The sequence below is a fragment of the Pseudalkalibacillus hwajinpoensis genome (assembly GCF_015234585.1).
In the GTDB taxonomy this organism is placed as follows: Bacteria; Bacillota; Bacilli; order Bacillales; family Guptibacillaceae; genus Guptibacillus; species Guptibacillus hwajinpoensis_B.
Genome location: NZ_JADFCM010000008.1, coordinates 1,915,976 through 1,929,410 on the forward strand (window position 1 = coordinate 1,915,976; position 13,435 = coordinate 1,929,410).

A 13,435-nucleotide genomic window follows, 5' to 3' on the forward strand; every position below is an offset into this window, starting at 1 on the left:
CTATATGTATGAATTTCATATAGGAGCTGAATCTCATGTCTTCGAAGAATAGATTAATAGTTGCATTAGTCCTATCTCATATTCTTTTATTCTTGTCTTTCTTTTTGTTAAATGACATCTTCTGGCCGCTCTTTACCGTATCTCTTCTCTTACTCGGTAGTTTTTCATTCCGTCATGTTAAATGGAGGAAACTTTCTTTCGCTCAACTCATAATCGGAATTGGAAGCGGTGGCTTGCTGTATCTCATTTTTTATGTGGGTAAAGTGATGATGCTCTACATTTTCCCTCAGTCGATCACTCAGGTTGAAGCACTCTATCAACTTGTAGCGCCTGATCAAACCTGGCATTATTACAGCCTAATTCTTATCATCATTCCGGGAGAAGAACTGTTTTGGAGAGGATTTGTACAAACACAGCTAAGAACGATTCACATCAAGTATCCAATCTTACTAGCTGCTCTTCTTTATATGAGTGCACACATATATGCAGGTGCTTTTCTATTGCTGATAGCTGCTGTTTTAGCAGGAATTGTATGGGGATACCTGTATAACCGCACAGAAAATATGATCGTTCCGCTGCTTTCACACCTTGTTTTCGACTTATTTCTTCTAGTTTTCTTTCCGCTTCTCTAGTTTATACGAAAACTTTACTTCATGAAGGAGGTTCTTCACATGCTTTTTATACAGAAGAGCCTCTTTGTGATCTGGATCTTTCTCTCCATAGCGAACCTTCTCGTAAATTTTAATAATAAACTCTTTGTTTTCACGACTACCAGGAATCCTTCGCAACCATTCACTTAACGTTTCATCTTTTTGGCGACCATTACGATATTTGAACGCTTTTATTTCAAGATCATAGAGCTGTTTTCTTATTTGATCAGAAGGTGGCTTTAATTGCTTCATTTGCTTACCTTTTTGTGAATACAATGTTTCACTTGTCGAAGTTGCAAACGATTTGAGTTGAAAACGAGTAAGAGCCAACCTTTTCTTATACAAAACGATCGCAACAATAACGAAGCAAATGAAAAGTAATGTATAGAAAATCATCTCTATCGGAATATCCATCCCTTGATTCAGAATTTTTTTATCGTTCATGATTTCTTGAGTCTCACTACTCGAGCTCGTCTGTAATAATTCCTGACCATCTTCAGTAAAGCGACCTTCAAGAAACGATGTTAACCAGTAAATCGGTAGACCAATAACATAACCTAGTCCGCTTATTGAATAAGAGATTGCTTTTACTATCGGTTCTTTCACCCAAATCAGGATACTAAACAGAACACTTGAAGCAGATAACAAAATGAAGATAGAGCTTATCGCCCACCTCGCCTGCTTCTTCCCTCCTGTTTTTCTAACTTCTACAGCAGCTCTACAAATAAGAAGCATCACAAACTGCACAAGAGGCAACAAAAAAATAACCTGTCGCAGCTCAGATGAATTACTAAATAAAAAGAATAGAAACGCCCCAATTAAACTCAAGAAAAATATGAGCGCATCATTACTTCGCTCGATTTCCCACATGTTTATATAACTCCGCCAGGCAATGACTATCGAAAGAAGAACCGTATATAGGAACGGGAAACCTAGCACTACTACTCCCGCAAGAGTCGTCAAAACCATTAGCAGCAACATCCATGTAAACGAAATGTATGCTCGGTTTCGGGCGTAGACACCGAAAAATACTAAGCCTCCCCCTATAACCATGGTCAGAAAGGGAAATATCGGTGGAAAGGTTTTTTCATACAAATAAAAAAACGAAATGATAAGATACACAAACACCATGTCATAAACGTAATAAAGAATATGAGGGAGTTCCTTTCGTAAACTCATGACTCCTTCTTCCTCTCTAAATGGCTAAGATATGCGTCATCACCTGACATTTTCACTTCATAGCATTTATGTCCTTTCCTTTCTAATAGATGGTAAAACGCTGCTTCTTTGCTCTCTTGGATCGGTTCTCCTAATCGAATGACAACAGAACGATCTGTTATTCGCTTCCGCAGCCATGCACTCATTCGCTCAAAAGATAACAAAGGTCTCGTTTCGTCAATTCGAGCTAGCAATTCAAGCGCATTACTCAACTGAGCATTTCCCTCACCTGCTTCCAGTGTCATACATGGGGACGGTCCTTCTGGATCTAGATTGATATGTAATTCGAATGACACTCCTCTTTTGGTAGCAAGTTTGCAGAGAAAAGCAAGTTGACTTATATACGTCTCGATGTCTTTAGAGACCTGCCCAGGACTATTTTTCCTTTTAACAGATAAATCAAGAACAAATATCCACCTCAAATCAATCGAACGTTCGTATACTTTTGTTTTCAATTCTGAGGTTCTAGCTGTGGCTTTCCAATGAATGCGATTGAATGGGTCCGAACTTTCGTATTCCCTGGCACCTGCTGGAGATGAGAGGTTTTCATATAGCGAATGTTCATAAGAATGGCTTCCCATTTCGAATGTCGAAAGTCGCTCTACACCTTTTACCTCTAAAAGTTCGGGATATATCAGAATTTCTGTCTGAAATAAACTTTCAAGAATGGATAACTGTCTCCCCCATCCAAAGAGATCTTTAATCAAAAGCTCTACTTTTCGTATCCGAGTCACTCCTCTTTTATCTGCATAAATCGGAAAGGAAATGGTTTTCCCTTCCTTTCTATCAAGATAATAAGGTATGGAATAAAATTGAAGGTTTTTGGTATTTTGGACTAGATCAACGTTTGAAACATGCAGAATAGGCTCTAGAGAAAAATGGAGCTGCCCATTCCATATCGGCACTTTCCCTGTATTGTTTAGTGTAAAAGAGAGGGTTTCCTGCTCCCCTTTGAAAAGCTTAATCGTTCGACGGTTATTTACTAATTCAACATGCTCACCTGCATTTTTCAAGTACAGACGAGTAAAAAAGGTTAATAGCAATAGCGCAATGGTGATTAAGAAAAGTTCAAAAGACTGAAAATAAAATGAGAGAAGAAGGACAATCCAGCTCAGAGCAAAAAATGAAGTTAGAAACAATGAAAGCGTGGTTGACGATCTCCACCTCATGTTGCTGATGTCCCTAACACTTCCACAGGCACTTCAATTTGAGTGAGAATTTCATTAAATACTTTTTGTTTCGTCATACGCATGGATCCTTCCATCGTAAGTACAAGACGGTGACTAAGAACATAAGGAGCCACGAACTGGAGATCATCAGGAGTGACATATCGTCTCCCTTCTAAATACGCTTTTCCCTGTGCGGCTTTCATAAAGGCAATTGTGCCCCTTGGACTAACGCCAACACTTATGTACTCTGAATTTCTTGTGGCTTCCACAATATTAAGTAAATAATCTTCAATCACATCAGAAAGTTCAATTCGTTTTACTTCCTCTTGAAATGATTCAATCTCACCTTCTTCAAAAAGACACGTCAAATCATCAAATGGATTATGTAATCTCATCATTTGAATCATCTGTTTTTCTTCTTTCATGGTTGGGTAGCCACTTTTCATTTGCATAAAGAAGCGATCCATTTGTGCTTCAGGTAATGAGAAGGTGCCCTGTGATTCTAATGGGTTCTGTGTCGCCATGACGATAAAAGGAGTAGGAAGCTTTAATGTTGTTCCTTCAATGGTTACTTGCTTCTCTTCCATAACTTCCAATAAACTCGACTGGGTTCTTGGAGTAGCTCGATTTATCTCATCTGCGAGTAATACATTCGTCATAACGGGTCCGGGTCGTAATTCAAAATCTTGTTTCTTAGGATTGAAAAATTGAATACCTGTGACGTCACCTGGAAGAACATCAGGAGTAAATTGTATTCTCTTAAATTCCCCTCCTAGTAAAACGGCCATTGACCGGGCAAGAAGTGTTTTCCCCGTACCTGGAACATCTTCTAATAAAACATTCCCATTATTCAACAATGAAATCATTACAAGTTCAATCGTTTTTTCTTTGCCGATCAGCACCTTTTGCATTTCTTGTTGAACAATCTTCATTTTTTCTACAATTTTCATTTTGTCAGCTCCCTTTCAGATCAGATGAAAAATGGGCTATTCTTTTTCTTTTTTATAATTCCAAAGAAAATCACGATCTAGACTCGTCCCACGTCTTTTCTCGTCTCGCAGTTTATGACTTCCATCTTCGCCAAGCTGGTTCCCTTTTAGAAGAGCACTATCTCCGTATTTTGATCGGATAGATCCAATGGTTTTCTGTAAGCTATCTCTTCTTGAATCAGCTTCAAAAGAAAATAAATCAAGCTGAACAGTGGCTTCGTTTCGATCAACTAATTGCTGTCCAGTTATTCCAAGTAATCGAATTGGCTGCCCGGACCAGTTCTTTTCAAATAGTCTCTGAGCTGCATCTAAAATATCAGCAGATTGAGAAATCGGGTTTTGAAGCTTCTTGCTTCTGGTTACAGTTGTGCGATCATTGTAGCGAATCGTCAGCTGAATATTAAAGCTCAAAACATTTTTCTTACTCATACGCTTCGCGACCGAATCTGATAAATTAGTCAGCGCAGTATTAATACGATGATGATCAATGAGGTCCTCGGGAAAAGTGGTGGAATTCCCAACGCTTTTAAACTCATCTATGGCGTCAGGATCAACCGGACGGTCGTCCCTCCCATTTGCGCGGTCATGTAACCTTCTTCCGTTAATACCAAGCTTCATTTCAAGCTGCAGAGGATTCGCATGAGCAAGATCGTGAATGGTTTTAATATTGAGTTCATGCAATTTTCCCTTCGTTTTTTTGCCTACGCCATGCATTTCACCAACATCTAGCGGCCAGAGTAATTTATCTAGCTCTCTTTTACGAAGAATCGTTATACCTAAAGGCTTCTTCATATCAGAAGCCATTTTAGCCAAGAATTTATTAGGGGCGATTCCGATACTACAAGGAATACCAATTTCAGAATGAATCCGCTGTTGAATTTCCTTTGCAATAGCAACAGGACTTTTCTCACCGCAATCTTCCGTAATATCTAAGTAACCTTCATCAATCGATACTGGCTGAACGAGTGGCGTGTAGGTTTCTAGCAATTCGAATATTTGGAGAGAGGTTTGGCGATAAAGGGGAAAGTTAGGTGGCATGATGAGAAGTTCTGGACAGTACTTTTTCGCTTCCCATACCGGCATTGTTGTTTTCACACCTTTCTTTCTTGCTTCATAGCTACTCGTCACCACAATGCCTCGCCTTTCCTCAACATTCCCGGCAATCGCAAGAGGTTTTCCGCGAAGCTCTGGATTATGAGCAGCTTCAACTGACGCATAAAAACTGTTCATATCCACATGAAAAATAATTCTCCCTCTTCCCTTTGCACTCCTATCCATTCCACACATCTCCTTAAACCTATATCGACTCCGTTCGAGTCTATTCGGGCGGTGCCTGTCACTAATAACTAACAAAAAGACAGGAGTGGCCCCCTGTCTTACGTCGTTTTAACTTGTTGTCTTTCAACCCATTTCACAAATTCATTTCCGTGAAAATGCTTATTGAACTCCATCTGAAATTGATACATTTCCTCAAGAAATTCAGCGTTTTCTTCTGATTTGGAGCGATATTCTTCAAGGTATTTCATAACGGAGTATGAATACTGGTCACTCGCTTCTACTTTAGTTAGTCCTTCTTCAGTCAAAGTAACGTATGATACGCGTCGATCATCCGTTTTCTTTTCAAGTTTAACGAACATTTTGTTTTTCAACCGCTTTAATACCTGCATAACGGTGGAGACATCCCATAGACCGATTTCCGATATTTTGGTTATCGTTACCTCTTCCTCAAAGTAAACAATCCACATGACATGTTGTTCAGCCTGAGTTAATCCAATCTCTCTTGCATTTTTTTGCCATTCATTTTCGAGAACTTTATATGTTCCGCGCATATAGTTCATTAGTTTATGAGTTTGAATAGAGTCCATCTTAACACCGCTTCCACTTCTTTAATTGTAATCATACGAATCTATTTTAACATAATATAGGAATCCTGCCACGAAGATGAGAACAACAAAAAAGAACATTGTCTAAATCCGACAATGTTCTAAACAATGCTTTACTTACTATGCATTTGCAACTTCTTTTATAATAGATACAACGGCTTCAGAAACTTTCACTAATTCTTTTACCGGCATCCGTTCATTTGTAGTATGAATTTCTTCATAACCTACCGCAAGGTTGATTGTGGGAATACCGTGTCCAGCTATAACGTTTGCGTCACTTCCACCGCCACTAGTTAATAGTTCTGGGGAACGACCAATCTTTTCCATAGCTTTTTTCGCTATTTCTACAACGTAATCACCATCGTTGAACTTAAATCCAGGGTACATGACCTTAATATCAAGATCAACGGAGCCTCCCATATCTGAAGCTGTTGACTCAAATGCTTTCTTCATTTTTTCTACTTGAGCTTCCATTTTCTCTGGAACGAGCGAGCGTGCTTCTGCAAGAACTTCCACATAGTCGCATACAATGTTTGTTTGTGAGCCACCTTGAAAACGACCAATATTCGCTGTCGTTTCATTATCCAAACGTCCAAGAGGCATCTTAGCAATAGATTTTGCTGCCATCGTGATTGCAGAAACTCCCTTCTCAGGTGCTACTCCTGCATGAGCCGTTTTTCCATAAATAGTTGCCTTGATTTTTGCTTGAGTAGGGGCCGCTGTGATGATTTTCCCAACTTCACCATCACTATCGAGAGCGTAGCCAAATTTGGCGATTAGCTTCTCTGGATCAAGAACTTTTGCACCTTGTAGTCCAGACTCTTCTCCAACAGTTATTATAAATTGGATCGTTCCATGCTCGATATTCTGTTCTTTTAGTACACGAATAGCTTCAAACATCGCAGCTAGTCCTGTTTTGTCATCGGCACCAAGAATCGTTGTTCCATCCGATACAACATATCCATCTTTAATTGAAGGCTTAACTCCTTTTCCTGGGACAACTGTATCCATATGCGAAGTGAAGTAGATCGGATCTGCACTTTCAACGGTGCCTTTTAGTGTACAAATTAGGTTACCGGCTTCATGTTCCGTTTTTTCTGCTGCATCATCTTCTTCTACTTCCACACCAAGTGATGTGAACTTTTCTTTTAAAATGGCAGCTATTTTCTTTTCGTTTTTTGTTTCAGAATCAATTTGAACGAGTTCTAAAAACTCATCCACAAGTCTTTGTTCATTAATCATGATGTCGTGCCTCCTGTAATTCATTTTATAGCGGAATGTTACCATGCTTTTTCTTTGGACGTTCTTCTCGCTTATTTCTCATTAATTCCAGTGCTTCAATCAATTTCTTTCTAGTCTCTCTCGGATCAATGACATCATCAACCATCCCGCGTGATGCGGCTATGTATGGATTAGCAAATTTCTCCCGATACTCTTCAATCTTTGAAGCGCGCGTTTCTTCGGGATTATCGCTCCCATTAATTTCTCTCGCAAAAATGACGTTTGCGGCTCCCTCTGGACCCATTACAGCTATCTCTGCATTCGGCCATGCATATACAAGATCAGCTCCAATGGATTTCGAGTTTAGGGCAACATATGCTCCACCATAAGCTTTTCTTAAAATGACTGTAATTTTGGGCACCGTTGCTTCAGAATATGAATAAAGAATCTTTGCTCCGTGACGAATAATGCCCCCATGTTCTTGCTTGATCCCTGGGAAAAATCCTGTAACATCCTCAAACGTGATCAATGGTATATTAAATGAATCACAGAATCGGATAAACCGTGAAAGCTTATCAGAAGAATCAATATCAAGTCCTCCGGCCATTACCTTAGGCTGATTGCAAATCATTCCCACTGTTTCTCCCTTAATTCTTGCAAAACCAATGACGATATTCTTCGCAAAATACTTTTGTACTTCTAAGAAAGAATCTTTATCAACAACTGAATCAATTACGGCTCTAACGTCATATGGTCTCGTGGAGTCGAATGGGACAATATCCGCAAGATCCGAACAAAAATCATCTCGTTCCGGACTTGCCACGATTGGCGTTTTCTCCTCGTTATTGGATGGTAAGTAAGTGATCAAATCGCGAACGTTTGCGAGAACTTCTTCCTCAGTTTTTCCTGTGAAGTGCGCGTTTCCACTTTTAGAACGGTGAACTTTCGCACCGCCAAGATCTTCAGCAGAAATTTTCTCGCGCGTAACCGTTTCGATTACTTTTGGACCAGTAATAAACATCTGACTCGTATCTTCTACCATAAAAACAAAATCAGTAATTGCAGGTGAATAAACAGCCCCACCTGCGCATGGACCCATAATCACAGAAATTTGTGGGATCACTCCGGAATAGATCGAATTTCGATAGAAGATATGTCCGTACCCGTCCAATGATACCACACCTTCTTGAATTCTCGCACCTCCAGAGTCATTCAAACCAATGATTGGAGCACCATTACGAGCAGCAAGATCCATAACATGGGTTATTTTTTTGGCGTGCATTTCCCCTAATGCGCCACCAAACACTGTGAAATCTTGGGCAAATACATAAATAGGACGACCATCTACTTTTCCATAACCGGTCACAACACCTTCTCCAGGTGCTTTTAAATCTCCCATGCCGAAGTCTTGAGAGCGATGTTCTATGAACGAGTTCAGCTCTACAAAGGTACCTGAGTCAACCAGCAAGTCAATTCGTTCCCTAGCGGTTAATTTACCTTTCTCGTGCTGCTTGTTAATCCGTTCATCACCACCGCCCATTTCTACTTCTCTTCTGCGATCATACAGTTCATTAATTTTATCGTACATGTCCATTATTCTGCCTCCTTCGTTCCTTTTTCACAAAGTTCGTATAGTACTCCTCCTGCTGATTTAGGATGCAGAAATGCAATGTTCGCTCCACCAGCTCCTTTAACAGGTGTTTCATGAATCAACTTAACACCGTTTGAAGAAAGCTCTTTCAATCGTTCCTCAATCCTTTCATCAGCAAGAGCAATATGGTGAATACCCTCGCCTCTCTTCTTAATGAATAAGGCAACTGGACTAGACTCACTCATTGGTTCAAGAAGTTCGATTCTCGACTCACCGATTTTCATAAAAGCGACTTTCACACCTTCAGAAGCGACTTCCTCAATCGCTTCAAGCTTCAAGTGAAGCTGATTCACATAAAAAGGTAGTGCTTCTTCAAGAGAAGAAACGGCAATCCCAATATGATCAATTTTCTTAGGTGGCTCTTTAACGGTTTGGTCAATTCCATCACGCTCATATACTGCTTTTTCAATAAAAATGGCTGTATCTTTTGTAGGGGTTCCTGGTGTGAAAACTTTTTGAATCCCTTTTGATTCAAGAAACGGAATGTCTTCCCATGGAATTACGCCCCCTCCCACTACAATAATATCCCCCGCACTGCGCTCTTCTAATAATGAAACAATCTCAGGGAATAATTCATTGTGGGCCCCAGATAAACAAGATAGGCCAATTGCATCTACATCTTCTTGTACAGCAGCTGCAACGATTTGCTGGGGCGTCTGTCTTAACCCTGTGTAGATCACTTCCATTCCATAGTCTCGAAGGGCCTGCGCAATAACAAGAGCACCTCTATCGTGTCCGTCAAGACCTGGCTTCGCAATCAATACTCGAATCTTCTTCATATCGCTCAACTCCCAGTTTGTTTAGATTCCTGTGTACTCACCAAATTCTTCCCGTAGTACCCCGCAGATTTCGCCAACCGTGCAATAGTCTCTAACACAGTTAATAATAAGAGGCATTAAATTGCTAGTTCCTTTAGCTCCCATTCTCAATTCTTCCAACCGAGCGCTCACTCGATTCGGTTCTCTCGTAGAGCGAAGCGATTCAATTTTCTCGATTTGTTTGCGCTGAAGCTCCGGATCTATACGGTGTAATTCAGGCTTTGGTTCATCTTCTAGAGTATATTGATTCATTCCAACAACGACTTCTTCGCCGCTTTCGATTTTCTTTTGAGTTTCATAAGAAGCTTGATGAATTTCCCGCTGCATATAACCTTGCTCAACAGCTGAGACTGCGCCACCCATATCATCAATCTTGCGAATATAATCAAACACATACTCTTCTAACTGATCAGTTAGTTTCTCAATAAAGAAAGAACCTCCTAGCGGATCAACCGTATCCGTAACACCACTTTCATTCGCGATAATTTGCTGCGTTCGAAGAGCGATCCGTGCTGAATCTTCTGTTGGTAACGCTAATGCTTCATCCTTTGCATTCGTATGCAAACTCTGGGTACCACCTAATACTGCTGCAAGCGCCTGAATGGTAACACGAACGATATTGTTATCCGGTTGTTGGGCTGTTAGCGTTGATCCCGCTACTTGAGTGTGAAAACGTAGCTGAAGGCTTTTCGCTTTTTTAGCTCCATACCGTTCCTTCATAATCTTTGCCCAAATTCTTCTCGCAGCTCTGAACTTCGCAATTTCTTCAAGGAACTGATTGTGTCCGTTAAAGAAGAAGGCCAATCTTGGTGCAAAGTCATCGACCTTTAACCCAGTTTCAATGGCTGCGTCAACATAAGCGATTCCGTTAGCAATTGTAAAAGCTAGCTCTTGGGCCGCTGTCGATCCCGCTTCTCTTATGTGATAGCCTGATATACTAATCGTATTCCATCGCGGTACATGCTCAGCACAATAAGCGAAAATGTCTGTGATAAGTCTCATAGATGGTTTTGGTGGAAAAATATACGTACCCCTAGCGATGTATTCTTTTAAAATATCATTTTGGATCGTTCCAGAAATTTGTGCTTGTGACACTCCCTGTTTTTCTGCAACGACAATATACATAGCAAGCAATACAGATGCTGGAGCATTAATGGTCATGGAAGTACTGACTTTATCAAGAGGGATATCTCGTAAAAGCGCTTCCATATCATTGAGTGAATCAATAGCAACACCCACTTTACCAACTTCACCTTTGGCCATCATATCGTCTGAATCATAGCCGATCTGTGTAGGAAGATCGAAGGCAACTGATAATCCAGTTTGACCTTGATCAAGTAAATATCTAAAGCGACGGTTGGTCTCCTCAGCTGATCCAAACCCCGCATACTGTCTCATTGTCCATGTTCTACCTCGGTACATCGTTGGTTGAATACCTCTTGTATATGGATATTGTCCTGGTAAGCCCAATTTCTCCATGTAGTTCTCATCCAAAGTTTCTGGATGTCCCAAACGGTCTATATCAATTCCAGAGCTCGTCTTAAACGCTTCTTTCTTCTCCGGAAACTTCTCAATAAGTTTTTCAGTTAGTTCTTTCCATTCCTCAAATTGAGTTTGAAAATCTTTCTTCTCTGTCTCCATCCCCATTCCTCCCTAGTTGTCTTGCTATAGAATTAATTCGAAATTTAGATGTCTAACTTATATCTAATTCTTCATTAAGTAAGCGTTTTCCTTCAAGAACTACAAAATTTGTCGATACTCGCTAGTGTTTCATGAAGGATTGTCTTGTCCAACATAAGAAATCCATGTAAAATGACAATAGAATGTTTATTTTGGGAGGGACTCTCATGCCTCGTAAAGCCACAAAGATTGTTGTATATATTATGATTATCTCAATGCTTCTTAGTTTGTTTGCTGGAGCAACTGCGATGTTGTTTTAATAACGACTTGTTTTTAGCAAAAAAATCATTTTCAAATAAAGAAATAGTTTTCATCCTATACAAAGAAGAGGCTGTCAGTTGACAACTTCTTCTTTGTATAGGGATTCTCTTTGAAGGATCTCTCATTATTCTTAGCTATGTTAATGAACGAAGTTAATTTGGACTCCTTTATGGTCTAAAATCGCTTTATCCTTAGATAGGGCTCCAGCTTCAACTCCAAGCTTATAAAAATCATTCTCACTCGTAGTAATCATGATTTTCGTTCCAATTGGAACGACCTCAAAAAGCGACTCAACCTCTTTATTTAATAGACGTATGCAGCCCGCCGTAATATATTTACCAATTGAATCTGGACGATTAGTACCATGTACACCGTAAATCCGACCATTTGTACCTTTTGCATCAAACCCAATCCATCTTGTACCAAGGGGGTTGTCTTTCGCACCCCCCTTTATGTTTTTCTTTCTGTAATAAGGATCTTCTGCTTTTATAATGATTGTAAAAAGCCCTTCTGGTGTATCTTCCGTACTTCGACCAGTCGCTACCGGTAAAACACGCTGAACTTCATTTTCATTAATGAATGCAAGCTCATTAGTCATCTTATTAACGATAAGAAACGGGTCTCCTGGGGTAGGTTGACTACCAAAAGGGAAAAGAATGGATACAGAGAGATATATCGATAGTACGAAAGAGGTCATGGTCTAACACTCCTTTTAGTATCTATCATGCATCCATTTATCCAATTCATTCGGATTTCGAGAAAGCTCCCGGTTTAAAGTATCGTTTTAATAGCAGATATTGTTCGATTTCATTTAGAAAATAAAGAAGAGCTGACCGCGTTTCAAATTCGTCTCGAGCAACAGGTAACGGCGAATTCCTAAATTCCTCTCTCATGGATTCAAGCTCTTCTAAAAAAAGATTCGCAGTATTTTGAGGTTTAACAGCTTCACTAAGCTTTTCCATAAAATCGGCTATTGTACGGCCATGAATATACGTTTGATCGAGTGAAGAAATAATCGGTAACACTCTCTCTAATATCGTAAATTGTTTTTCTCGCATTTTAAAATAAACATAGTATTTATCATCATCGCGAATCATATGGTTTTCGATATCTTTAAGAGCTAAGTTCTTCGCATACTGAAGCAAATCACCTACTTCAATGATTTCTTTACCGTCCCAGTTGCTTTCACCTTCTCGAAGATAAACCGCGTATTCCATTAAGATCACAGAAAACTTCTCTTCAATTTGTTTTCTAATATTCAACAAATCTTTCTCAAGACTTGGCATATAGAGGTTAAATAGAAGAGCAACACCTATACCAATAACAATAATAGCTACTTCGTTCCATACAATGTCCCAGCTTACTTGATTAAAATTATAAATATGGAGAATGATAACTGAGCTTGTAATGACGCCTTCGGTTGCCTTGATGGCGACAACAGCTGGTATAAAGAAAAGTAACAATAGTGAGATGCTAAACGGTGTATATCCGATTCCTTCAAAAAACACAGCGCTAAACACAATTCCGAGTAAACAAGCTAGAAATCGTTCCCATGAACTTCGAAAAGACCGTTTAGTCGTCGGTTTTATACAAAGAATGGTAAGTATGCCAGCAGAAACGTAGTTATCAAGAGATAACAATTGGGCGATTGTTATCGCAACACCAGTACCTATTGCCGTTTTTAGCGTTCTATAACCAATTTTCACTTTCAATAAAAATACTTCCTTCCAAATATGACTTACTACTTTAATATCCTTCAATTATCAGAGTCTAAACCATTTTCGTATCGTTGAACAGCAAATTCTCTCTAAATAGCGCTTTCAATTAAATATTTTCATAATATATCCTTACTTTCTATTGTTGTGAAAGGGCGATTATATATCTAAGTCAGACAC

The 13,435-nt window shown here is 39.6% G+C and carries 13 protein-coding genes; 2 read left to right on the forward strand and 11 right to left on the reverse strand.

The features are described 5' to 3' along the window. Window positions 1–35 precede the first annotated feature (35 nt). Window positions 36–632: a CPBP family intramembrane glutamic endopeptidase gene (locus IQ283_RS21475; protein WP_194222077.1), complete on the forward strand. Its 597-nt coding sequence runs from the start codon at window positions 36–38 to the stop codon at window positions 630–632. Here the strand turns inward: IQ283_RS21475 and IQ283_RS21480 are convergent. From IQ283_RS21480 to IQ283_RS21520, 9 genes are all read right to left on the reverse strand, one after another. Continuing rightward, the gene (locus IQ283_RS21480; RefSeq protein WP_194222078.1) at window positions 609–1,829 is read right to left on the reverse strand and encodes a hypothetical protein; all 1,221 of its coding nucleotides are present in this window, start codon (window positions 1,827–1,829) and stop codon (window positions 609–611) included. The two genes, IQ283_RS21475 and IQ283_RS21480, sit on opposite strands and share 24 nt — an antisense overlap. Next, entirely contained in the window at window positions 1,826–3,037 is a 1,212-nt protein-coding gene (locus IQ283_RS21485) for a DUF58 domain-containing protein (RefSeq protein WP_194222079.1), read from the reverse strand. The genes IQ283_RS21480 and IQ283_RS21485 overlap by 4 nt, the downstream gene beginning before the upstream one ends. Then, the gene (locus IQ283_RS21490; protein WP_194222080.1) at window positions 3,034–3,987 is read right to left on the reverse strand and encodes an AAA family ATPase; all 954 of its coding nucleotides are present in this window, start codon (window positions 3,985–3,987) and stop codon (window positions 3,034–3,036) included. Before IQ283_RS21490 ends, IQ283_RS21485 begins: the two co-directional genes overlap by 4 nt. A 36-nt stretch (window positions 3,988–4,023) precedes the next feature. Further along, window positions 4,024–5,304: a DNA polymerase IV gene (locus IQ283_RS21495; RefSeq protein WP_194222081.1), complete on the reverse strand. Its 1,281-nt coding sequence runs from the start codon at window positions 5,302–5,304 to the stop codon at window positions 4,024–4,026. A 98-nt stretch (window positions 5,305–5,402) separates the two neighbouring features. After that, window positions 5,403–5,891 carry a transcriptional regulator, SarA/Rot family gene (locus IQ283_RS21500; RefSeq protein ID WP_194222082.1) on the reverse strand — a complete coding sequence of 163 codons (489 nt, stop codon included), beginning with the start codon at window positions 5,889–5,891 and terminating at the stop codon, window positions 5,403–5,405. Between the two features lie 138 nt (window positions 5,892–6,029). Beyond that, on the reverse strand, window positions 6,030–7,151 hold the full coding sequence (locus tag IQ283_RS21505) for a M20/M25/M40 family metallo-hydrolase (RefSeq protein WP_194222083.1): 1,122 nt from the start codon (window positions 7,149–7,151) through the stop codon (window positions 6,030–6,032). 25 nt (window positions 7,152–7,176) lie between these two features. Beyond that, window positions 7,177–8,727: an acyl-CoA carboxylase subunit beta gene (locus tag IQ283_RS21510; RefSeq protein ID WP_194222337.1), complete on the reverse strand. Its 1,551-nt coding sequence runs from the start codon at window positions 8,725–8,727 to the stop codon at window positions 7,177–7,179. Next, on the reverse strand, window positions 8,724–9,560 hold the full coding sequence (mce, locus tag IQ283_RS21515) for a methylmalonyl-CoA epimerase (protein ID WP_194222084.1): 837 nt from the start codon (window positions 9,558–9,560) through the stop codon (window positions 8,724–8,726). Before mce ends, IQ283_RS21510 begins: the two co-directional genes overlap by 4 nt. A 21-nt stretch (window positions 9,561–9,581) precedes the next feature. Next, a complete protein-coding gene (locus tag IQ283_RS21520) occupies window positions 9,582–11,240 on the reverse strand; it encodes an acyl-CoA mutase large subunit family protein (protein WP_194222085.1) in 1,659 nt (552 codons plus the stop codon). 206 nt (window positions 11,241–11,446) lie between these two features. Here IQ283_RS21520 and prli42 point away from each other — a divergent pair, with 206 nt between their 5' ends. Further along, a complete protein-coding gene (gene prli42, locus IQ283_RS21525) occupies window positions 11,447–11,539 on the forward strand; it encodes a stressosome-associated protein Prli42 (RefSeq protein WP_142329569.1) in 93 nt (30 codons plus the stop codon). A 140-nt stretch (window positions 11,540–11,679) separates the two neighbouring features. On the opposite strand, the gene IQ283_RS21530 is transcribed toward prli42, so the two are convergent. Together IQ283_RS21530 and IQ283_RS21535 are read right to left on the reverse strand one after the other, a co-directional pair. Then, window positions 11,680–12,237, reverse strand: coding sequence for a L,D-transpeptidase (locus IQ283_RS21530; protein ID WP_194222086.1), 558 nt, complete (start codon window positions 12,235–12,237; stop codon window positions 11,680–11,682). A 46-nt stretch (window positions 12,238–12,283) separates the two neighbouring features. Continuing rightward, on the reverse strand, window positions 12,284–13,252 hold the full coding sequence (locus tag IQ283_RS21535; protein ID WP_194222338.1) for an aromatic acid exporter family protein: 969 nt from the start codon (window positions 13,250–13,252) through the stop codon (window positions 12,284–12,286). Window positions 13,253–13,435 lie beyond the last annotated feature (183 nt).